The organism is Mucilaginibacter koreensis (assembly GCF_054783355.1).
This window is the reverse complement of record NZ_BAAGQS010000001.1, coordinates 2,388,580-2,410,970: the sequence shown is the minus strand read 5'-3', so window position 1 is coordinate 2,410,970 and position 22,391 is coordinate 2,388,580. Positions and strand designations below refer to the sequence as shown.

General features: G+C 44.6%; 18 protein-coding genes and 1 tRNA gene. 7 read left to right on the top strand and 12 right to left on the bottom strand.

Annotated elements, in window-relative coordinates:
- Window positions 1-22 precede the first annotated feature (22 nt).
- Window positions 23-1,156 (top strand): glycoside hydrolase family 26 protein, encoded by a 1,134-nt coding sequence (locus tag ACYVNW_RS10955; RefSeq protein ID WP_460679907.1) that lies wholly within the window; start codon window positions 23-25, stop codon window positions 1,154-1,156.
- A 130-nt stretch (window positions 1,157-1,286) separates the two neighbouring features.
- Here ACYVNW_RS10955 and ACYVNW_RS10950 read toward each other — a convergent pair whose 3' ends face one another.
- Both ACYVNW_RS10950 and ACYVNW_RS10945 read right to left on the bottom strand, forming a co-directional pair.
- Window positions 1,287-2,645 carry a Gfo/Idh/MocA family protein gene (locus ACYVNW_RS10950; RefSeq protein ID WP_460679906.1) on the bottom strand — a complete coding sequence of 453 codons (1,359 nt, stop codon included), beginning with the start codon at window positions 2,643-2,645 and terminating at the stop codon, window positions 1,287-1,289.
- Window positions 2,646-2,653: 8 nt separating this feature from the next.
- Entirely contained in the window at window positions 2,654-3,412 is a 759-nt protein-coding gene (locus ACYVNW_RS10945) for a 3-keto-disaccharide hydrolase (protein WP_460679905.1), read from the bottom strand.
- 124 nt (window positions 3,413-3,536) lie between these two features.
- On the opposite strand from ACYVNW_RS10945, the gene ACYVNW_RS10940 reads away from it, so the two are divergent.
- Entirely contained in the window at window positions 3,537-4,313 is a 777-nt protein-coding gene (locus tag ACYVNW_RS10940; RefSeq protein ID WP_460679904.1) for an alpha/beta hydrolase, read from the top strand.
- Between the two features lie 58 nt (window positions 4,314-4,371).
- On the opposite strand, the gene ACYVNW_RS10935 is transcribed toward ACYVNW_RS10940, so the two are convergent.
- The 3 genes from ACYVNW_RS10935 to ACYVNW_RS10925 all read right to left on the bottom strand — a co-directional run bounded on the left by ACYVNW_RS10935 (window position 4,372) and on the right by ACYVNW_RS10925 (window position 9,208).
- On the bottom strand, window positions 4,372-5,514 hold the full coding sequence (locus ACYVNW_RS10935; RefSeq protein WP_460679903.1) for a putative sensor domain DACNV-containing protein: 1,143 nt from the start codon (window positions 5,512-5,514) through the stop codon (window positions 4,372-4,374).
- 228 nt (window positions 5,515-5,742) lie between these two features.
- Window positions 5,743-8,436 carry an alpha-L-rhamnosidase gene (locus tag ACYVNW_RS10930; RefSeq protein WP_460679902.1) on the bottom strand — a complete coding sequence of 898 codons (2,694 nt, stop codon included), beginning with the start codon at window positions 8,434-8,436 and terminating at the stop codon, window positions 5,743-5,745.
- Window positions 8,437-8,611: 175 nt separating this feature from the next.
- Window positions 8,612-9,208, bottom strand: a complete 597-nt coding sequence (locus tag ACYVNW_RS10925; RefSeq protein WP_460679901.1) for a hypothetical protein — start codon at window positions 9,206-9,208, stop codon at window positions 8,612-8,614.
- Between the two features lie 516 nt (window positions 9,209-9,724).
- Here ACYVNW_RS10925 and ACYVNW_RS10920 point away from each other — a divergent pair.
- Window positions 9,725-11,341 carry a carboxylesterase/lipase family protein gene (locus ACYVNW_RS10920; protein ID WP_460679900.1) on the top strand — a complete coding sequence of 539 codons (1,617 nt, stop codon included), beginning with the start codon at window positions 9,725-9,727 and terminating at the stop codon, window positions 11,339-11,341.
- 117 nt (window positions 11,342-11,458) lie between these two features.
- Here ACYVNW_RS10920 and ACYVNW_RS10915 read toward each other — a convergent pair whose 3' ends face one another.
- Complete coding sequence (locus ACYVNW_RS10915; protein WP_460679899.1) at window positions 11,459-12,145, bottom strand: LytR/AlgR family response regulator transcription factor; 687 nt, start codon at window positions 12,143-12,145, stop codon at window positions 11,459-11,461.
- On the bottom strand, window positions 12,142-13,203 hold the full coding sequence (locus ACYVNW_RS10910; protein WP_460679898.1) for a sensor histidine kinase: 1,062 nt from the start codon (window positions 13,201-13,203) through the stop codon (window positions 12,142-12,144). The genes ACYVNW_RS10915 and ACYVNW_RS10910 overlap by 4 nt, the downstream gene beginning before the upstream one ends.
- Before the next feature lie 183 nt (window positions 13,204-13,386).
- Here ACYVNW_RS10910 and ACYVNW_RS10905 point away from each other — a divergent pair, with 183 nt between their 5' ends.
- On the top strand, window positions 13,387-15,192 hold the full coding sequence (locus tag ACYVNW_RS10905; RefSeq protein ID WP_460679897.1) for an erythromycin esterase family protein: 1,806 nt from the start codon (window positions 13,387-13,389) through the stop codon (window positions 15,190-15,192).
- A gap of 146 nt (window positions 15,193-15,338) precedes the next feature.
- On the opposite strand, the gene ACYVNW_RS10900 is transcribed toward ACYVNW_RS10905, so the two are convergent.
- Complete coding sequence (locus tag ACYVNW_RS10900; RefSeq protein WP_460679896.1) at window positions 15,339-15,791, bottom strand: cupin domain-containing protein; 453 nt, start codon at window positions 15,789-15,791, stop codon at window positions 15,339-15,341.
- 137 nt (window positions 15,792-15,928) lie between these two features.
- On the opposite strand from ACYVNW_RS10900, the gene ACYVNW_RS10895 reads away from it, so the two are divergent.
- Window positions 15,929-16,507, top strand: a complete 579-nt coding sequence (locus ACYVNW_RS10895; protein ID WP_460679895.1) for a Crp/Fnr family transcriptional regulator — start codon at window positions 15,929-15,931, stop codon at window positions 16,505-16,507.
- 208 nt (window positions 16,508-16,715) lie between these two features.
- Here the strand turns inward: ACYVNW_RS10895 and ACYVNW_RS10890 are convergent, their stop codons facing one another.
- Both ACYVNW_RS10890 and ACYVNW_RS10885 read right to left on the bottom strand, forming a co-directional pair.
- The gene (locus ACYVNW_RS10890; RefSeq protein WP_460679894.1) at window positions 16,716-17,705 is read right to left on the bottom strand and encodes an NADP-dependent oxidoreductase; all 990 of its coding nucleotides are present in this window, start codon (window positions 17,703-17,705) and stop codon (window positions 16,716-16,718) included.
- A 14-nt stretch (window positions 17,706-17,719) separates the two neighbouring features.
- Window positions 17,720-18,271: a hypothetical protein gene (locus ACYVNW_RS10885; RefSeq protein ID WP_460679893.1), complete on the bottom strand. Its 552-nt coding sequence runs from the start codon at window positions 18,269-18,271 to the stop codon at window positions 17,720-17,722.
- 111 nt (window positions 18,272-18,382) lie between these two features.
- Between ACYVNW_RS10885 and ACYVNW_RS10880 the strand changes: the two genes are divergently transcribed.
- On the top strand, window positions 18,383-19,270 hold the full coding sequence (locus tag ACYVNW_RS10880; protein WP_460679892.1) for a LysR substrate-binding domain-containing protein: 888 nt from the start codon (window positions 18,383-18,385) through the stop codon (window positions 19,268-19,270).
- Between the two features lie 122 nt (window positions 19,271-19,392).
- Here ACYVNW_RS10880 and ACYVNW_RS10875 read toward each other — a convergent pair.
- Window positions 19,393-19,466, bottom strand: a tRNA-Asn gene (locus ACYVNW_RS10875).
- 88 nt (window positions 19,467-19,554) lie between these two features.
- Between ACYVNW_RS10875 and ACYVNW_RS10870 the strand changes: the two genes are divergently transcribed.
- A complete protein-coding gene (locus tag ACYVNW_RS10870; protein WP_460679891.1) occupies window positions 19,555-20,481 on the top strand; it encodes a PfkB family carbohydrate kinase in 927 nt (308 codons plus the stop codon).
- Between the two features lie 204 nt (window positions 20,482-20,685).
- Here ACYVNW_RS10870 and ACYVNW_RS10865 read toward each other — a convergent pair whose 3' ends face one another.
- Window positions 20,686-22,332 (bottom strand): M28 family metallopeptidase, encoded by a 1,647-nt coding sequence (locus tag ACYVNW_RS10865; RefSeq protein ID WP_460679890.1) that lies wholly within the window; start codon window positions 22,330-22,332, stop codon window positions 20,686-20,688.
- Window positions 22,333-22,391: the final 59 nt, after the last annotated feature.

Below are 22,391 nucleotides of genomic sequence, written 5' to 3'. Positions count from 1 at the left end.
GTATAAAGTTAAATTAACTGATATGATGAGAGCCGCATTTGTTTTGTTACTGGCCATGTGCTTTACTATAACAGAAGCCCAACAACTACTGCCTGCTGATATTAAAGTTACACCACAAACCCGCAACTTACTTAATCATCTGAATCAAATCCGGCAACAGGCTTACCTGTTCGGCCATCAGGATGATTTGGCTTATGGCGTAAAATGGAAATACCAACCCGATCGCAGCGATGTAAAAGAGACCGCCGGCGATTACCCGGCCCTGTACGGCTGGGAGCTTTCACACTTGGAACTGAATGAAGCTGTGAATATTGATACTGTGCCGTTTAATAATATCAAGCAGCATATTAAAGAAGTATATGAGCGTGGCGGCATCAACACCATTAGCTGGCATGGTACCAATCCGCTCACGGGTAAATCGGCTTGGGATCCGGCGGCAGGCAGTATTGCCGCAGCTTTGCCCGGTGGAGCCAAATATGAAGTATACCGGCAGCAATTGGATAAAGTAGCAGAATTTTTAGCCGGTTTAAAAGGTAAACATGGGGAGCCGATCCCCATTTTGTACCGCCCTTTGCACGAGCTGACCGGTGGCTGGTTTTGGTGGGGCAAAAACTCCGGCAACGCAGATGAGTTTAAACAATTGTACCGCTTCACGGTGCATTATCTGAGGGATGTGAAGCAACTGCACAACCTGCTTTATGTATACAATACCGGCACTGAGTTTAACTCAGTAGCTGAGTTTTTAGAACGATACCCCGGCGATGATATGGTGGACTTGGTAAGCTTCGACACCTACCAAACCGGTGATCCCAACAATGGTGCAGCATTCGCCCGGATGCTGGATAGTAAATTAACCATATTAGAACAAGTTACTGCACAACAGCACAAAGTTCCGGCTATTGGTGAGATTGGGTACAATTTAGTCCCCGATGCCAATTGGTGGACGCAGGTACTGGCCAAAGGCATAGGTACTCACCGCATTGCTTATGTGATGCTTTGGCGCAATGCCGGATATAAAAAGCAAGATGACTCGATGGAATACTACGTGCCTTATACCGGGCATGTCTCGGCTGCAGATTTTAAACGGTTTTATGATTTGCCGCAGACGCTGTTTCAGAAGGAAGTGACAAAATTGAAGGTGTATGGTGGTTTGTAAGCCTCAGTTAAGGTGTCATTTCTACCGCAGGAAGAAATCTTCTTCGTGTGATGAGTCTACTATAGACCGGCTTGATGAAAAAGATTTCTTCCTGCGGTAGAAATGACAAGAGGCAGAGATAGGGAAAAGCCTAATACTTAAACACCTTACCATTTACCATCACCTCCTGCCTTGCGGCATCAAATGTGGCTTTGCCTCCGGTGTGTACGGCGGCGTTGGTCATGATGTTGGCAATGGAGTGAGCGTAACCAGCTTCCACCGGGGCGTTGGGTTGCTGGCGGCTGCGGATGCACTCCATCCAGTTGCGCATGTGGTTGGAGCTTAATATATCGGCACCGGTGTTGGCTGAGGCTACTGCTTTTAAGGTTGGGGAGGCCAGTTTCAGTTCGGGCAGCAGGTTAGGCTTCATGCGCATAGCTGCCGCAGCCCGTTCACTTAATCCGCCTTTGGGCGAAACGGTATTGGTGATGAGGTTCAACTCGCCTCCATTAGCGTAGTAGATCTCAGCAGGATTTTCGTCGCCATTGTGCATGCGCGAAGAGAAGGTAACCTGAAACCCTTTGCTCATGTCATCCAGCGGACCGTAATCAAACACCGCCGTAGTTGTATCCCAGTTGCGGCGGCCATCTTTCCACATATAAATGCCGCCGTTAGCGGTTACGCTGCGCGGATGCGGCAGGCCGGTAAACCAGTGTACGGTATCAATCTGGTGCGACATCCATTGCCCCGGCATACCCGATGAATACGGCCAAAACAGGCGGTACTCTAAATAAATGCGCGGGTTAAAAGACTCGTAGGGGCGGTTGAGTAAAAAACGTTTCCAGTCGGTATCTTCTTCTTTCAACTTGGCTACCAAATCGGGCCGGCGCCAGCGGCCGGGCTGGTTTACGTTCCAGGTAAGTTCTACCATGGTGATGTTGCCAAATTTGCCCTCTTTAATGAAATCGGCCGCGGCCTGATAGTTTTGCCCACTGCGCCGTTGTGAGCCAATTTGCAGGATCTGCTTCGATGCTTTTACTGCTTTCAATGCCGCCCGGTTATCCTCCATAGTTTCGGCAAAGGGCTTTTCACAATACACATCCTTTTTATGGTTCACGGCTTCAATGGCATGCGAGGCATGGGCAAAATCGGGCGAACTGATGATAACTGCATCTACATCTTTTAAATTGTACAACTCATCATTATTACGACAGGCGGTTATCTCATGACCTATCTTATCTTTAATATGAGCCAGGCCTAAATTGCGCCGGTAACTCCATAAGTCGGACAAGGCCACCACATCAAAATTTAAATCTTGGTGGTGGTTTAAAAAGCAGGGGAACAGTGTGTCTTTAAAGCGGTCGGAAAAACCTACTATGCCTACACGAACCCGGTCATTAGCACCCATAATGTTGGCATAACTTTTTGCCGATAAGCCTATGGTGCCTATATAAGTTCCGGCCGAGGCAATGGCTGCCTGTTTGATAAACTTTCTTCTTGAGTTTTTCATAAGCCAACTTATTTCAATTCTTTAATTTTAAGATTTCTGTAGGATACTGTGTTGCCGTGATCTTGCAACAGTATATGGCCTTTAGCAGCCTCCCCAAAATGCTCCCAAACCTTGTATTTACTAATCGCTACTAAATCTTCAAATGATTTCGACCCACGTTCATATTCCAATACTTTATAACCGTTGAGCCAATGCTCCACATGGTTATTCGGGAATACTTTAATGATACCAGAATTCCATTCGCCTATAGGCCTGATGGACGCTGCCGGTTTTTGTGCGGTAATCAAATCATATAACGAAGCTAAGGTACGGTCACCGTCACGCCCCAGTTTGGCGTCTGGGTGGCGCTCATCATCCAGCACCTGGTACTCCAGGCCGATACCGGATTGCGAGGTTTTTTCCTGTTCGGTCACAAAATACTTAACACCGCTGTTAGCGCCTTCGGTGAGTTTGAAATCGAATTTTAAGATAAAGGCGCTGTATTCTTTATCTGTAACCAAATCGCCACCTAAACCTTCTTCTTTACCGTTGGATGCCTGAATGGTAAGCACACCCTCATTCATCGTCCATCCTTTTTCAGGAAAACGGTCTTTAAAAATACCACGCCAGCCCGTAGTAGTTTTTCCATCCCAAAGAAGTTTATAACCTTCCTTTTTTTCCTGAGCGGTTAGTTGATTAAGCGAATGGGGCTGTTGTGCAGAAGTGCGGGTGGCGGCAGTAAGCATTAACAATGCAAACGCCGGTAACAACAAAGTTTTTTTGTTCATAGGTACAAATTGGTTATCAGTTTAGCTGTAATGCTTGCCCGGGAAGGCACAGCGCCGCAGCCGTTTAGCTAAAGATAAAGCAATTTAACTGATAAAAATGTACTGCTGACAAGTAAAAATATTGATGCTTTATTATTTTTATGGAAGTTTTCTGGATGTATATGCTATCATTAGTTTTACAGGAGAATCAATTCAAAGCATGAAATTTTCTGAGAGTATCCGGCAGATACGGAATGGCGGAAAGGGTTTTGACGTAAAAGTTTTTGAAGCTGAACAGCCTAAGCGCATAGTTACCTTTGCAGCAGGGCGTGGTGGAAGCCCTGATCGGCACCTTGCGTTATTGAGAACTACAGCCAGCTGTGGATGCACTGTTGTCGCTCCATATTTTGATATGCTGAACGCTCTGACCCCTGCCAAAGAGGAGTTAGAGGCTCGTATTGAGCGGCTTGAAATCAGTTTGAAAATGTATTCGCATTTCGATCAGCCTATGGCAGGTATAGGGCATTCTATTGGCGCAACGTTGTTGCTTACTCTTGCCGGAGGAAAAGCAATTACGTTTTCTGGTAATCATTTGGGTGCCAAGTCAATTCAAAAGTTTGACAGGCTTGCCCTTTTGGCACCACCAGTTGATTTTTTTCTGCACCCGGGCGCATTGCAGTTAGTCGATACGCAAATCTATCTGCGCAATGGTGGCAAGGATAATATCACTCCGGCCGCTAAGGCGTTACTATTCAAAGAAACATTTGATAACCAGGATCAAATAAAATTGGTGCTGGATGAGGAAGCCGGGCATTTTAGTTACATGGATGAACTGCCGCCTCAGATTGAAGATTGCCAACCCAACCGAAATGCCTTTTTATCAGATTTAGCCAAAGATGTAGCTCAGTTTATTGCATCTTAATATTCGGCTATACATTCGCTGCTTATATAACAAAAGCTGCGATGATGCGCTACTGAAATTATAACAATAAAGCATCAATTCGGTGGGCATGTACCCTTTTCAATGCTGCCGACCAGGCAAATATGGTGAACTGCCCATCCTGAGAGGCCACCAGGGCCACAGCCTCGGGCTGATCGTGCACGAATTGGGCGGCGGCCAGGTGCCGGGTGCCGCCATGCTGGGCGGGGTGTATGCGGGTAGCTTTGCCATCGGCCAAAGGCTCGGTGAGTACCATTTCTTCTACCGGAATGCTGGCTGCCGAACGGGCTACTTTAGCGCCGAAAGCCAGGAGGTTATAGTTTTGGGTGATGATGGTAGCGCCGTCAACTGCGGTAAAGCCGCCAATGAGGTCAATCGCTTGCAGCAGGGCCTCCTGCCATTCCAGTTCATCTTGTTCGGCTTCTGATTGTGCCATCAAATCTGAAATAGCACTATAGGGCGGGCTTACCGGATATTTGATGGGTTGAATGATGGAATTTTGCCAGTCATACGAGTTTTCGGGTACCATAAGCACCAGTCCGCCTTTGCCGTGCAGGCGCATAGAAGCCGCCAGCTGTACCAGCAGATTGAAAGATTCGCCCATGGTAGAGGGTAGGGGCATACTATTTAACGAGGCCATCAGCGCCGGGCAATCGGCAATACCCATACGGTCTTCATCCAGAATTTTAATCTGATCGCCCTGTAATACCGCTACGTTCACAAACTTGCCAAAGCCTTCCACCCGGCGGTGTTTGATGACCAGCAATCCGGGTTCTACTACTTCCAGCACAAAGCAAATACCCGGAACGCTGTGGGTGGTGCCCCAGATGCACAGGTTATCACCATCGGGCCAAACCCCTAAATGGATGCCCGGTTGTGCTACTGCCGGGGCCAGTTTGACCAGATTTTGAGGTGTCATCCGCAGCTTTTCACCAAACAGCAGCGGCTTTTCCGATTGTTCGGGTTGTAGTAAGGCAATAGATATCTTGGGCGAATGGCCTTCTTCGCGCTGCAAACTTGCCCAGAAGGCAATGTCGATAATAGCTTCAATCATAGAAGCCTCAGGCGGCGAGGCCAAAGGCTGATTAGTTAGGGCAGAAACCGCCTGCAGGTGCCTGGCAAAATGCCGGGCTATGGTAGCGGATACCATGCGTGCTGCTAAGTAAGTCGGTTCTGATAACATAAGGGTTGGCGATTAATTAAACAATGATAATTAATGTGCACTGTTGAATGCAATAGGATAAAATATTTTAACCCTAAGATGGCATAAAAGCCCAATTGAGATGTCATTGCCACGCTATCGCTCGCAATGACTTAATACTTTAGCATTGTACGTAAATGCTTAATATTTAATTATATCGGCAATCACAGCTGATGTATTACCACCAGCCAAAAAGCGTTTATATAACCTTTAATAGTTGGTTTTGGCGTATGCCGTTATTACTTTTTGTATGAAAAAACGATAATTACCTGCTTCGATGTGATAGGTGCTGCTTACCGGTTTACCACTCAAAAAAGCCTTGGTTCCCGCCGGGAATTGAATATCAGCCGATGAATTAGCCGGAACGGTTACGGCATATTCAATGGTGCCGCCATCACGCTTCCACGCAGATATGATTTTACCATAAGGGCCGGTATGGCTTGAGGTATACTGCTCAAGGCCGGTTACAAAGTTGGGCTGTAATACCACATGTTTAAATCCGGCCTGCTTTTCATCCGGTTTAATGCCGCCTATGCCTTTATACAGCCACGCACCAATTTCGCCAAACATAATGTGGTTAAGTGAGATATCATTTTTGGCTTCAATATTCCAGTTCTCATACAGAGTGGTAGCCCCGTTCACCATCCACCATCCCCATGAAGGGTAGGTTTCCTGCGAAGCGATTTTGTAAGCTACATCGGCGTAGCCATTGTCGCTTAACGCACTCAGAATGGCTTTAGCACCTAATATTCCTACATCCAGATGATAGTTGTCTGCTTTCACCCGTTCTGCTAAACGTGCAGCGGTTTTAGCCTTTGCATCTTGCGGTACCAAGCCCCAATACAGGGGCACGGCCAGTTCGGTTTGTAGGCCGGTGTTATAAACTCCTGTTTTTGGGTTGAGGTACTTGTTGTTAAACGCCTTTTTAATTTTATCGGCTAAAGCCAAGTACTGCTCCTGTTCGGCTTTGTGATCCAGCATGCCTGCAATTTTAGCGGCAATGGTTACATCTGCAAAATAGTAAGCAGTTGAGGTGAGCTCTACCGGCGATTTTGATTTTACCGGCACCCAGTCTCCCAAGCCCCAGGTGGTTAAGCCGGTAGGGTAGAGGTTGTTGATATGGTTGACATAGCGCTTGATGTTCTCATAATTATCGGCCAGTATTTTGGTATCACCATAAAACAAATACACATTCCAGGGGATGAGGGCCACGGTGCTTGTCCAGTCGGGGCCATTGCCCCACTCGTAACCCCAACCTGGTGATGGAATGATAGAAGGCAGTGTACCATTGGGCTGCTGCTCATCGCGGTGGTCGGCCATCCACTTTTCATACACCGTAATACCGTCAAAACTGTACAAGCCGGTTTCGGCCGCAATATGGGCATCACCCGTCCAGCCATTCTTTTCGCGCTGCGGACAATCGGTGGGGTAGCCAAACAGGTTGCTGAGGTAGGAATTATTGGTGGCGCTCCATATTTTGTTGATGGTGGGGTTTGAGGTGCTTAGTTGACCAATGGGTTCCACATCACTGTGCATAAAGTAAGCGGTTAAGTTCTCTTTGCTCAATTGGATAGGTTCACTGCTGTTCACCTCCACGTACTGAAAGCCTTTGTAGTTAAATTTAGGCATAAAAGTTTCCGGGCCTTTGCCGCTCAGAATAAAGATGTCCACTTGGAAAGGGTCGGTATCATCAGTGGGGCGATAATGGATATCGATATTCGACAAATCCACATGCCCGTTCTTCTGCAAACGCTCTCCGTGCTTTAAACGAATCAGGGTTCCGACTTTGCCGCTTACGGTGATTTTAGACACGCCGGAGATATTGCGACCGATATTGAACACATAATTTTCATCACTGAAACGGGTAATGGATTGAGCCGGAATTTTTTCCACATTACGTACTGGCACCATAGCCTGGGCTGTTACGTTTTGCGATGGGGCAGGGCGGTTAAAGGCAGCTTTCCATTTACTGTCGTCAAAATTAGCGGTGTTCCAGCCGGTTTGCTCCAGCCGGGCATCATAATGTTCGGCAGTGTAAATGTTGTTCATGATGACTGGACTTGGCGCTGTTTTCCAGCGTTCGTTAGAACTGATGATTTCCACGCTGCCATCGATATAGGTAATGCGCAGATCTAGGCAGAAGGTAGGCCGTTGCCGCCAGGGCGCCAGGTGGTAATCCCAAACGGCGGTAGATTGATGGTTATACCAACCGTTGCCCAGCAATACGCCTATAGCATTTTTGCCTGCGGTGAGCTGAGGTGTTACATCATAGGTAACATACAGGTTGCGCCGGTCGAAGCGGGTATACATGGGGTCGAGGCGGTGGTTACCTATTTTCTGGCCGTTAATATATAATTCGTACAACCCCGCTGCAGCAATGTATGCCCGTGCCGATTTGATTTGTTTACCACTGCTAAACGTGGTACGGAAATAAGGTGCCGGGCCAAAATTGCGACTTTCTTGGTCGCTGATCCAGGTACCGCGCCAGTTGGTAATTTTCAGCATTCCCATTTCAAAGTTATTGACAGCAGATGCAGGCATGACTTTACCATTTTTATCCCAAAGCGATACACGCCAATAATAGCGGGTAAAAGGCTGAAGTGCTTGCCCCTGATAGGTAACCAGTGCCGCCGGGGAGCTGATTTTTGAAGTAGACCAAACGTTGCCCTTGCCATGGCTTACCTCGCCCGAATCGGTACCAATTAGCAGTTGATAAGCGGTTTGTTTAGCACCTTGCCGGGTATCATCCATCATCCAGGTGAAGCGAGGGTGGGTATTGTCTAGGCCGATGGGGTTAATCAGGTATTCGGTTTTCAGGTGAGTTGGCCCGGCAGCAAATGCAGTGGTGCAGAGCAGTGAAAATATAGTGATGAGGGTAGCAAACCAGTGGATTGGTGTTTTCATGGTTCGCTAATATCGTGCAATTGTGGGGGAGATGCAAAAAGGGAGAGATGTATAAACAGTAAAAGCTTTTTAACTAGTGAATATTGTTTAATGCTTTTAAATGCTTTAGTGTATCTTGAATTATTTTTAATTTCACTTTAGAAATACGCACAGAATATTTCCGTGCGTAGCATTATTATTGATCAACAAGTTCATGAGTTTTACGGTAAGCATCGCGTTCCTTTTTTAGCTCACTTTGCTGCTTCTTGGTCATAATCTTAATGCCTGTCGTAGGACCTCCTGTTTTATAAGCTGCAAAAGGTACATGCTTGGTAAAATCTACAAAGAGCTGCTTGCTATCAACAATGTTTTCGATACTATTTAAGAAAGCCTGTATATGCTTTGCTTCTTTTACGTTAATTGATGAAGGTGTCCAATAGGATTTAGAGCTGTAAGCATTGTCGCTTACCTCTTCTATGTTATAAGTAATACCATCAAACCCTATTATATCGCCCCACCCTTTAATAAGGCTATCAGTAGGTATTTCACTAATGTGTTGATCTTGCAATAGGGTTGCTATTTGATTAGCCTGTTGTGCAGTTAGCTGATATGTTTTAATAAATATCCTGTTTGTTGGCTTCTCTTTCCATGTGTCAACATATTTTTTTGTGAACAGGTAAATGTTTGCCTTATAATTTGAATCAATTTTCTTGTCAAGATTAAGAACATATGATGCTGCTTGCCCATTATACCATAATCGCCAATGAAAGCCGTTGTCAGTAGTTAGTGCCAAGTCGGGTATGCCTAACCTGCTTTGGTTTAAAGTATTATAATTGTGCCAGAACGAATTGCCAACATTCAATTGTTTCGGTTGAGAAAAGAGATGTAGCGATGATATTAACAGAATGGTAAATATAAGGCGGCACTTAATATATATCATGGTAGTATAATGTTACGGCTAATATAACAGTTACCAATCAAGCTCATTATTCTGAGTGTAAAAATTAAACAAGTACTGCTACATCTTTCCACTATAACTTAATAAAGCTCACCAAAAGCAAAGAGCACTTTGCAGGTATGCGAGTATTATACTCCTGAGGCCGGGCCTGAACCAGCATTTCTCCAACTAAAATTCCTTTTTTCAATTACATCTGTGCTAAAAGGGGTTTTACATTTAAAACATAAAAATACTTTATAAAACTTAGTTTTATAAAGTATGCTATTTTCATATTTTCTACCCTATAAGTTGCTTTTTCATCTCATTGAGTTATATTTACACAATAGCATCAGTAACCCATTATATAACCTCATGAAAAAACTCATTACTACTTTAACGCTGGCAACCGCCTGCTTTTTAAGTTCGCCGGCCTTTTGCCAGAACCAGGACGCCGTGAAAGCCGGTGAAAATATTGCTGTTACTTCTACCGTGTATGGAAAAGTAAAAGGCTATATCCACAATAACATTTTTACTTTTAAGGGTATCCCTTACGCACAGGCTGACCGTTTTACACTTCCACAGAAACCTAAGCCTTGGACGGATGTACGCAGCTCAATGGCTTATGGCCCTGTTTGCCCTACCGACCCAACTACGCAAGTAAATGACGCTTTTGAATTTGCCTTTAACCACAATTTGGGCTACTCCAATGAGCATTGCCAAACTTTAAATGTTTGGACTCAAAAACTGAATGACGGTAAAAAGCGGCCGGTAATGGTTTGGCTGCATGGCGGAGGCTTTACGGCCGGCTCGTCTATTGAACTGCCATCATATGATGGTGAAAATCTGGCCAAAAAAGGCGATGTGGTTTTGGTTTCCGTTAATCACCGCTTAAATGTGCTTGGCTTTCTCGACTTGTCGGCTTATGGCGAAAAGTATAAAAACTCTGGCAACGCAGGCCTCGCCGATCTGGTTGCGGCCTTACAGTGGGTAAAAGAAAATATCGCCCAGTTTGGGGGTGATCCGGATAACGTAACCATCTTCGGGCAGTCTGGCGGCGGCGGTAAAGTAACATGTATGATGAATACGCCAATGGCGAAAGGCCTGTTTCAGAAAGCGATTGTGGAAAGCGGTAGTTACATTACCTCGTTTACAGATAAAGCTGTTTCGCAAAAGTTGGCAGCGGCTGTACTTACTGAGTTACACCTGCAACCCTCACAGGTAGATTCACTTCAGAAAATTCCGTACGAAACGTTGAACGTAGCCAGCAAAAAAGCGATGGGAAAAGTAAGTGCAGAATTACGCAAGGAAGGCAAATCCGCCAATGTAGGATGGAATGCTGTACTTGATGGAGAAATGTTCCCTTATCAACCTACTGATGCCAAAGCCATGGAACTTGCCAAAAACGTGCCCCTGCTGGTTGGAACCACCAAAAACGAATTTGCGGCTTTTGCGCCTACTCCAAAAGGGTTGACTATGGACCAGGTAAAAGCTTCACTTCAGAAAAAATACGGAAGCAATACCGATGCCTACATTGCTGCTGTTAAGCAGGCATATCCTAATACCACAAAACCATCAGAATATACCGATATTGAGTTTGGTTTCCGGTCATTGGCCATAAAGCAGGCCGACCAGAAATCGGGCCTGGCAGGTGCTGCGCCTGTGTATATGTATTTGTTTACCTGGCAGTCTCCGGTAAACGATGGTATGTACAAAGCCATGCACTGCATGGATATTGCGTTTCAGTTTGATAACATTAAACGCTGTGAGGAAATGACAGGCGGAGGCAAAGACGCCTATGCACTGGCTGCAAAAATGAGCAGTGCCTGGATTAATTTTGCCAAAACCGGCAACCCTAATGCCCCCGGCTTACCACAATGGCCGGCGTATACAGCAGCCAATGGTGCAACCATGATATTTGATGTAAAGCCGGTACTGCGCAATCATCCTGACGCAGCCCTGTTGAAAATAGCGGCTTCACCAATGCCTTAAACAAAAGGCCGCTATATGGTCAGATAGCCGGATAATAAGTTGTTTATGCGGTTGATGGCATTTGCAAAACGCCCAAATTCACTAATCATGATTTGGGCGTTTTGCATTTAAGCGATTTTATGAGTTACCGGAAAGTTTATCAAGTACTTCTTTTTTGTATACCTGCCCTAAAGGCACAAAGGTTTGATTGTGAAGAATAAGCGCATCAGCCGTAATGCGGCTAACCTGGGTTTTGTTTACAATATGTGAACGGTGCACTTGTATAAACAGGGTAGAATCCAGTTTTTCAAGTAATCCTTTTAAAGTATGGTAGGTTACATGGGTTTGTTTTACGGTATGTATCTTCACGTAATCACCAAAGCCTTCTATGTATAAAATCTCTGCTTGGGTAATTAATTGTGCACCCTGCTTGTCTTTAATGAGTAAAGTGCCGTTTTGAACGGGCTGCATTTTAGGCCGTAAACTCTCCGCTTTCTGTACGGCTTTAACAAAGCGCTCGTATGAAAAAGGCTTCAGTAGATAGTCAATAGCATTCAATTCGAATCCATCATAAGCATATTGCTTGTAAGCGGTAGTAAATATAGTAGGCGGAGGTTCTGTAAGGGCTTTAAGAAAATGGAGTCCGTTCACCAAGGGCATTTCAATGTCTAAAAACAGCAAGTCAACACGTGTTTTGCCTAAATACTCAAAAGCCTCAATGGTGTTGCGGAAGCTTGCTGCCAGTATCAGCCCCGGCGTTTCATTTATATAATGCTGCAGCACCTGGTGGGCCAGCGGTTCATCATCTATAATTACACAGGTCATGAGCGCTTTAACGTTAAGGTAGCTGTATAAGTATCGTCATCCTGTATAATGGCTAACTGGTGGCGCCCGTTAGGATAATATAACTCCAGCCGTTTTTCAAGATTGCGAAGGCCTATGCCGCCTTTAGGTGCTTTTTCGGTGGCGTTCATCTGTGGCATAACATCATTCATAATGCTGAATACTACATCCTCGGGCTGTATTTGCAAATGGGCTTTTACCGTGGCCTGGTCAGTAAGTTTGTGGCGGCCGTGCTTAAAGCTGTTCTCTATCAAGGGTAAAAATAACAAGGGCGGTATTTCAAGATGGGCAGCAGTACCCACAGCCTCCAAATGAATGCTGGCACCGGGAAACTTTTTATGTTCCAGTTCGAAATACCCGTTCATAAAATCAAGTTCGTTTGCCATGTCAACCCGCTCTTTATCGCAATCATACAAAATATACTGCATCATTTGCGAGAGCAACAGGATATAACGCGGTGTATCTTTTGACCCCGTCAGGCTCATGCCATATAAGCCATTCAACGTGTTGAATAGAAAATGCGGCTGTAATTGAGCTTTCAGCATACTTAACTGCAGGTTCAGGTGGTCGGTTTCTATCCTGCGGCGCAGTACTTCATTATGGTAAGAGAAACGGGCGAAGGCGAGGCAGAAGAAGGCAAGAAAATCAGTAACCAGCAGGTTAAAATCAACGAAACGGGTTTGGCTGCGCAGGTAAAAGTAATGGTGCAAGGGGCCATCGGTAAATTGCATAAATAGCCATGCAATGGCGGCATTGTTCCAAATGCTAAAAAACAACAATACTATAAGGGTTGAGGCCAGCAACCACCCGTAGCTTTTTTGATTAAGTAGCCTGGGTACTACCCAGCGGTAATAAGGTATAAGATACAGGGTAGTAGCGAGGCCATAAAGACAAACCTCAAAATATGGAAAACTGGAATTTGGAATGTGCGGCAAATGTGCCTGCTCGACCAGATATGAGTATTTGTACATACCTACGTATGAGAGCCAGATCAGCAATTCAAAAGCCAGTGGAAAGGTAATTTTTGTTGTTTTTAACACGATGCTAAGATGTAATAAATTCTCTATGCCGGGCAACTGCTTTTCGGCGAATTGTGGTTTTTGCACGACGAATAGCGTGCCCCATTATTTGATGGAGCGCTTAAGACGGCCTGTCGAAAAAGTTGAATAACTGTAATAAAGCGCCCTTTTATTTGCAGCTATTCAACCAAAAGAGTTAAACAAATGAAACATCTTTTTAAACTGTTAATAGCCTTATTAATCATCAACAAAACGAGCAAGGCGCAGGAAACTGTAAACGGAAGCTTTGAACTCAAAAGTGCTAAAGGCATTTCAAGGGGGTGGAGCGTGTCGGGCAATTCACCTGGTAATGAAATTTATCTTGATTCGACAAATACACATACCGGCAAATGTGCCTTAAAATTAGAGGCGTCAAATGCAGTTAAAGCCTCAGAAATAATTGCTTATAACAGCTATGGGCTATCTTCGTATAAAACTATTGCCACCATTGAAGTTAGCGGATGGATAAAAATAACGCATGCGGCCGATTCTGCAGTCAGCCTATTTATTCAGAGCCTAAGCGGCAGGCAAATTTATAAGGGTTATGCAAAGGTGGCATCCTCCATGCTTAATAAATGGCAAAAAGTAACCATACACCATACCGTTAACAGTAAACAGCCATGGGCAGGGTTTTATTACGGTGTTGCCCTGAACCGTACCGCGCTGGCCTGGTTGGATGATGTAACTGTAAAGGTGGACGGAAAACCGGTTGCCGATCCTCTAAGCCTGTACTACGAACCTACGGTTAATGATGTCAATTGGCTGAACAAAAATTTATATCCATTAGCATCAGTTCAGGTTCAGCCATCGCATGCAGACATGGCAGGTATAGGTAAGTTTTGCGGTGAGGCTACCGTAGTGGGTATTGGCGAACCTACCCACGGTACGCACGAAGCCCTGCAGTTCAAACTCCGTTTACTGGATTATCTGGTAAATGAAAAAGGCTTCAATACAATTGCGCTGGAAGAGGTAATACCCACCTGCGATAAAATGAATGATGTATTAAATAACAACCCCGTCGCAATTAAGGATAGCCTTTTGAGTATGCCATTTTATAAGTTGTGGAAATCTGTTGAAATGAATGAGCTTTTTGCGTGGATAAGCCGCTACAATCAAACGCATTCGGGCAAAGTAAAATTGATAGGAATAGATATGGAAGATGTCCGTATACAGTCGTCCCGACGGATCATAAAGCAAATCGGGCTTCAGCATGATCCGGCCATTGCGAAACAGGTAGATCAAATCAGTATCAAACTGGATACCCTGATTGCCGCTAATTCATCAAAAAACAATCAGGCGTTTATACAAAGCCTTGCCAATAATTTAAAAGACGAATTAAACAAGTTGGATACTTATATAAATGCACAGTACAAAAAGATTGCTCCTGAACAGTTATTTAAATTGAAAACGTACGTGCGTGTATGCCAGCAGTGGCTCGATACCCGTTTTTACAATCAATCGGCCGATGCGCGCGACCGTTATATGGCAGAAAATCTGAAATATTATACCGACCAGCACCCAAGTGATAAAATATTGGTATGGGCACACAATGCACACATTGCTAATTTGACCAATGGCGGCTCCAAAATGATGGGAGCATGGCTGAAAGATTTGTATGGTAAAGCTTACATACCTATTGCCTTCACCTCCGCCTCGGGCAGTTATACGGCAGCGGCTGATTATACGCAGCAGGTATGGAAAGCGTACCTGTTTGAAACCGCCTATAGAGGTACTTACCCCTACATTTTTGCCAAAGCAAAAAAGGCCCTTTACTTTTTATCCCTTAATACATCTGCAGTGAAAGAAAAAGGAGCCGCCTGGCTCCGTATACCCATGAAGCAATTGGACATACCCTACATCCAAACCAGTAATGATGAAGATTACCGTGACCTCGGCATCATAAATACCGCGTTTGATGGTGTGGTATTTTGTAAGTCAACAACCGCTTCGTCGTCTTATCTGAAACAATGAAGCAAAGCGCTTTTATGCAGTGCAGATTGAAATGCAATGTTATACTGAGAGGATTGAAGTAATTTATAAAGGATGATTCGAAACAAAAGAGCCTTGCAGATATGCAAGGCTCTTTTGTTGTGCCCGTTGATCTGAATATTTACAGCTTATGGGCGGGCTCCTGGAGGACCCAAAATGGTGTCTCCCAACTCTGCCATTACCTGGCCTGCAAGTTGCATATTATGGTTGAGCGCAGGCTGGTCACTGTTTTCATCAGCAATAATTCCAACACTTTCAATCAAGTGTGCAAATCCGCTTGGCGATGCAATGGCAAGTGCTTTAAAGGGTTTACTATCTGACGAGTTTACGATAGCATGAGGAACATTCTTCGGAATAAAATGGCTTTCACCAGCATTTAAATCATGCTGCTCGTTTGGCATAAAAATGGTGAGATGGCCTTCGAGAACAATAACGGTTTCTGAGTAATTTGCGTGTACATGCAAAGGAGATTGGGCGCTCGGTGGAAAAACGCCTTCAATCAAATCATAATGACCATCGGTGTCATTTGCATTTTTTAAAATTCGCTGTTTTGAACCAAACAGCCAGTAAGTTGGTATCATAAAAAACTTATTTATTTAACAGTAGCAAACGTAATTGCAAACACCACTACCCGCACTTAACATAGGTTAAATAATATATGATCTGTGTTCTTTTAATGAGTGGCAATGCAATGGCTGATTTTTCGTTTAAGTAACTCATGAATGTCGAACTGATCAAATACCTTAGTCAATTTCATCCTTTAGCATCATCAGATCAAACAGTAATCAATAGCTATTTTAAAGGTTATCAATTTAAAGCCGGCGATTGGTTGCTTAAAGCAGGTGAAGTCACTAACAAGTTGTTTTTTATTCAGGAAGGAATCTTGAAGATCACTGTTCCGCATCCTACAGAGAAAGATTTGGTTTACTACTTTATGGAGCCGGGGCAATTCATGTCTTTCTTATACAGTATGTACGGACGAGTGCCTGCACAGCAGGGCCTTCAGGCTGCTTCTGTAACCAGTGCTTTGGCAATCAACTACTCTGACTTACAGAAACTATTTGAACAACTGCCGTATGTGCGAGCCTTAATTGATGAGATTGCACAATTGTCGATGGCGAAGATGGTTACTGTTAAGAACGCTTATCTGGTAGGTGACGCGAAAGCTAAATACGAGCTGTTTTTAAAAGATCAACCCGAGGTGGCCAAACAGGTTGCACTTGCAGATATTGCCTCCTATCTAAATATCACACCTCAATCACTAAGCCGGATTCGTAAAATGATGGTATCGAGATAAGTCAGAAATGACTTTAAAGCTTAACAAAGTCCAACTAAAACAAAAAGCCTTGCAGGCGTGCAAAGCTTTTTTAAAGGCTGGGCATTATTTTTTAGCTTACTATGGTAGCGAAAAAGTAATGACATTATTGATTCAATGTTATGCATTGGTTTTTAGTAGTCTTGTGTATTCTACCGAGTCATTGCATTATTAGAATGGTACACTACGCTTATATCTCCACCAACATCTTACCTTCGTTGCTGCCATTAAAAAGCCCGATAAAGGCATTGGGGAGTTTTTCGAAGCCCTTGACAATTGTTTCTTTGTAACGAATTTTGTCTTCGGCCAGCCATTGTTTCAGCACAGTTCTGCCTTCTTCAAAACGCTCTTTATAATCACTAATAAGAAAGCCCTGTATCAGCAATTTTTTATAAACAACAAGGGGGAATAATCTTGGCCCCACAGCTCCCGGCTTATCATTATACTCTGCTATAGTGCCGCAAACTACTACACGCCCATAGTCGTTCATATGGCCAATTACTGCATCGGATATATCGCCGCCAACATTATCAAAGTAAACATCAACCCCTTCAGGGCAAAGTTCTTTTATAGCATTATAAATATTCTCAGCTTTGTAATTAATGGCTGCATCAAACCCAAACCCGGAGGTGATCAGTGCTGCTTTTTCATCACTTCCTAAAATACCAATAACCTTGCAGCCATAAATTTTGCCAATTTGGCCGGCAATGCTCCCTACAGCACCTGCTGCGCCCGAGACAAGTATCGTTTCTCCTCTTTTGGGCTTGCCTATTTCCGTAAGCGAAAAATAGGCTGATAAACCGGTAGAACCCAATACGCTTAAATAGCTGCTTAACGGCAGACCCTCAGTTTCCAGGCGGGTTAATCCGTCTGCCTTGGTGGTCAAAACATCCCGCCATTGCATGAGCCCCATTACTATATCACCTTGCGAAAAGCCTGGATGGGTGGAGTTGAGCACTTCGGCTATACCGCGCGATGTAATGATATCACCGGCATTTAAATTGGGCGGGTGGCTGCCGCTCATTGCAACCCGCAAATAGGGGTCAACAGAAATATATCGCGGCTTTAATAATAACTCCCCATCAGCGAGGGGGAATGTTTCGTCTTGTTCTATCTGAAAGTCGCCGGCTTGGGGTATACCTTCCGGGATATGCATTAACCTGATTAATTTGCTTTTCATGTTTAAAGATTTAATTAAATGCCATAAGCGCCGGTGAGCGCCTTTTTCTCAATGCTTTTTGCAAACAACGGTGTTTCTTCATGATTATGTGCATCTGAAGCAGCTTGGCGGGCTTGAGCGGCCTGCTCCAGCGTAATTTGATGAGCTTTCATAAACTCAAAAAATTCAGGCGTAGCTGTCGCATGAATTTCATTGATGTATTCACAGGTATAGTCATCTATTTTAACGGCTTTTAATTCCCATAATACCTGAACTTTACTGCGGCCGTTTGCAGAGATGGTATCAGAAACAGACAGCATCCGGCAGTAATCGGCCCTGTACTCCGTAGCTACATAATGCTGAATAACCAGCGCACCGCCAATGGTTTCAACGTTGATAGACATGGGTTCGCCATTCATGGTGCGGGTAAAGCCGGCAGCAATGTGAGCTGTGGAGCACCTTTGATATTCTTCGTCGGGCAGATTAAACAACCAGTCGGCAATGTTTACTTTTTCAATTGGTGCATTGATAATGGCTTTAACTATTGAATGCGAAAGCGCGTTTTCCGAGGTTTGTATAAATTCCATGAGGTGTTTTGTGTTTGATATTTCAAAGGTCGGCATCTAATGTTAATCGTCTAAACTTTTATTTTCGATATACTTAATTGGTAAAACCGATTAGCTTGATATTTTTGAAAAATGGAACTTCGTCAACTTAAGTATTTCATTAAGGCCGCAGAGCTGCAAAATTTTACGGAGGCCGCAGGCGCTTTATACATCACCCAAAGTACCTTATCGCAACAGATAAAGCAGTTGGAGGATGAACTGGGTATACCCTTGTTTGACCGGATTGCCAAGCGGGTGCGGTTAACAGAGGCCGGAAGGATGTTTTTGCCCTATGCTAATAAAACAGTACAGGATGCCAGCGACGGTAAAAGCATATTGAAAGATTTGATGAACCTCAATACCGGAACTTTAAAGATTGGGGTAACCTATGGCTTAACTCATCTGCTGGCTAAAGCGGTGCTGGATTTTTCGAAGCAGTTTGCCAATATTCACCTCGAAATTGTTTTTGGTACCACACAAGACCTGCTAGAGAAACTTGACCAAAGCCGTATAGATATGATGCTGTCTTTCTCGCAGGAAGAAAAATCCGGAAGCTACCAGGTCGAGCGCCTGTTTTCTTCGTGCCTCGCATTAATTATACATGCGGGGCATCCTTTGTGTGTAGAAAAACAGATTGATCTCAAAGAGTTAAAAAAGCTGTCATTGATTTTACCGTCCAAAGGGTTTAGTATTCGTAATTATTTTGATCTTCTGCTATCACAACACGGTGTGTCAATTGATACACAAATGGAAGTCAATGACATCAATATGCTTCTGCAATTGGTGAATAGCGGTAACTGGGCGACGATACTCATGGGCTCGTCTATTTTAAGCTATCCGGAATTAAAAGCGATAAAGCTTACCGGCGATAATATGACTCGGCAGGCCAATATTACCTGGCCGGTAGGGGTTTACCGCAAAAAGTCTGCACTTGTAATGGCGCAATTGTTAACTGGATATGCAAAAGATTATCATTTTTGATAGAGTAAATCAATGTTATCGACAGGCTGAAGTGTATTTATAAGTTGTTAATAAACATTAATTTCTGACGACAGAAAAAAGGTCAAAAACAAAAAAAGCCTTGCAGACGTGCAAGGCTTGTGCTCCTGAGGCTGGGCTCGAACCAGCGACCCTCTGATTAACAGTCAGATGCTCTAACCGGCTGAGCTACTCAGGAGTGTGTGTCTCGATTAGAGTGATGCAAAAGTAGAGTTTCTGAGTTAATTTCACAATATTTGCACAAAAAAAATTTAAAATATTTTTCAATGAGTTTGGTAGTGATTGGTACTGTGGCATTTGACGCCATTGAGACCCCTTTCGGGAAGACAGATAAAATTGTAGGTGGCGCTGCTACCTTTGCCAGCCTGGCCGCTTCGTACTTTTATGATAAGGTGAAGATTGTAGCCGTAGTAGGGGATGATTTCCCGCAGCAAGACATTGACAGCTTTGGCGAACATTATATTGATACCGAGGGTTTACAGGTAAAACAGGGCGAAAAATCGTTTTTCTGGAGCGGTCGTTACCATAACGATATGAACAGCCGCGATACCCTGGCTACCGAACTGAATGTACTGGCCGACTTTGACCCCATCATTCCGGACAACTACCAGGATTGCGAATACCTGATGCTGGGCAACCTGACCCCGCAAGTACAGCAAACGGTAATTAACCGCCTGCATAACCGCCCTAAGCTGATTGTAATGGATACCATGAACTTTTGGATGGATATTGCTATGAACGATTTGCTGGATACGATCAAAATGGTAGATGTGCTCACCATTAACGATGCCGAGGCCCGCCAGTTATCAGGCGAATACTCGCTGGTTAAGGCAGCCCGCAAAATATTAACCATGGGGCCTAAATACTTAATTATCAAAAAAGGAGAACACGGAGCCTTATTGTTCCACGAGAATGAGGTATTCTCAGCCCCGGCATTGCCTTTAGCCGAAGTGTTTGACCCCACCGGTGCAGGTGATACTTTTGCCGGCGGCTTTATTGGTTACCTGGCCAAGGTAGGTACCATCAATTTTAATAACATGAAGAACGCTATTATCTACGGCTCGGCACTGGCTTCATTCTGTGTAGAAAAGTTCGGTACCGAAAAAATTAAGAACTTAAGCCAGGAGGAGGTATCTGCCCGTGTGCAGGAATTTGTGAAGCTGGCCAAGTTTGATATTGAACTGCAAGCCTGATCGGATACTTTTATTTATTTTTAAACAGCAAAGCCAGCGTAATGAGCGCTGGCTTTGCTGTTTAAGAAGCTTTAGATTAAATACCCCGTTGTCATTTCGACCGTAGGGAGAAATCTTCTTCAAGCGATGAGTCTACAGCAGATCAGCATGATGAAGAAGATTTCTCCCTACGGTCGGAATGACAAGAAAGGATAATAAGCGCAACTACTTTTGCATTGATTTTTCTCTCACCGCTTTAAATTCCGAACCGGGTTTCCAGCCGGGGAAGGTGGTTTCGTTGCTGAGCTGTACACCTAACTTATACATCAGGTCAGCAATTTCGGCCATACCCTGCACAAACATGCCAGGCGAGTAACTGTCTGAGGGCTGGTGGTAGTGGTTATCATTATAGTCGGTTTGCTGCTGTTTGCCCCAGTCCGGGCCACGCTCAAAACTGTCGGCGCCGGTGTTGATGTCCAGCGCAGGTACACCTACTTTGGCAAAGTTAAAATGGTCAGAACGGTAGTAGCTGCCGGCGCCTGGGTTTTTATCACCGGTGAGTTTTAGTTTTTCTTTCTTAACAATGGCTTCCAGCTGGTCTTCTAATTCGTTCTGGCCTTTGCCGGTTACAGCAATGTCATGGGTTTCGCCGTAATTGCCCAAGGCATCCATATTCAGGTTAGCCACAGTTTTGTTCAGAGGGTAAAGCGGGTGGGTAGCGTAATACTCCGAACCCAGCAAGCCCTGCTCTTCGGCGGTCACTGCTAAGAATACAATGGAGCGGCCGGGTTTCTGTTTTTGCTGTGCAAAGGTTTTAGCTACGCTTAACAGGGCGGCCACACCGCTGGCATTATCTACTGCGCCGTTATAAATGCTGTCGCCTTTGGCGTCAGGTTTGCCAATGCCCAGGTGGTCCCAATGGGCCGAGTATACAATGTATTCATTGGGGTGCGTACTGCCTTTCAGCATGGCTACCACATTGTGCGAGGTAGAGTATTTGAGTTTGTTATTCAGCGTAACGCTTACAGTTTCGTTTAAGGGCACCGCTTTGAAATCTTTGTTGCGGGCATACTCACGGATGTCGCCTTTGATACCTGCAGCGTTCAGCATTTTGGTTGCTGTGCCTTCGGTAAGCCAGCCTTCAATTTTGCAGCGACTCATGTGCTTATCGGCCTGCTGTAAGTATAATTTAGCGCCCGAAAAGCTGTTAACGGGTACCTGCCAATCATAACTGGCCGGGTCTTTCTGGTGTACAATCAATACGCCGGCAGCACCCTGGCGGGCAGCTTCTTCGTATTTGTAAGTCCAACGACCATAATAAGTCATCGTATCGCCGTGGAACAGCTTTTTATCTTTGGCTTTAAAGCCAGGATCGTTTACCAATACCACTACAGTTTTGCCTTTCACATCAAGGCCTTTATAGTCATTCCAACCAAATTCAGGGGCTACAATGCCATAGCCGGCAAACACCAGGGGAGAGTTTTTTACTTCTACCGTAGGCACTTCCTGGCGGGTGGTGGCCACAAAGTCGGTTAACGATTTAAGCGAAAGGTTGACCTTGCCTCCAATCTGCATATCGCCGGCGGGTTTGCTGGTGACTTCTACCATCGGCACATCCTGAAAATAGCTGCTGCCGTTACCCGGTTGCAGTCCGAGCTTTTTATACTGGCCGGCAATGTAGTTAATGGTTTTGGTTTCGCCGGCGGTAAAGGGCTTGCGGCCCATCAGCGAATCATCGGCCAGTACTGCAATATGGGCTTTAATGTCTTCGGGTTTAATGGCGTAGTTGAGTTTGGTATTCTCCTGCTGGTTACAGGCAGCTAACAGGCCCAAACCTGCAGCCATTAACGCATAAAGTGGTTTATGATTCATGTTAAATTTAGCAATGCTTTGTTTTCAAATGTAATAAAGCCCGTGTAATAACTCAACTG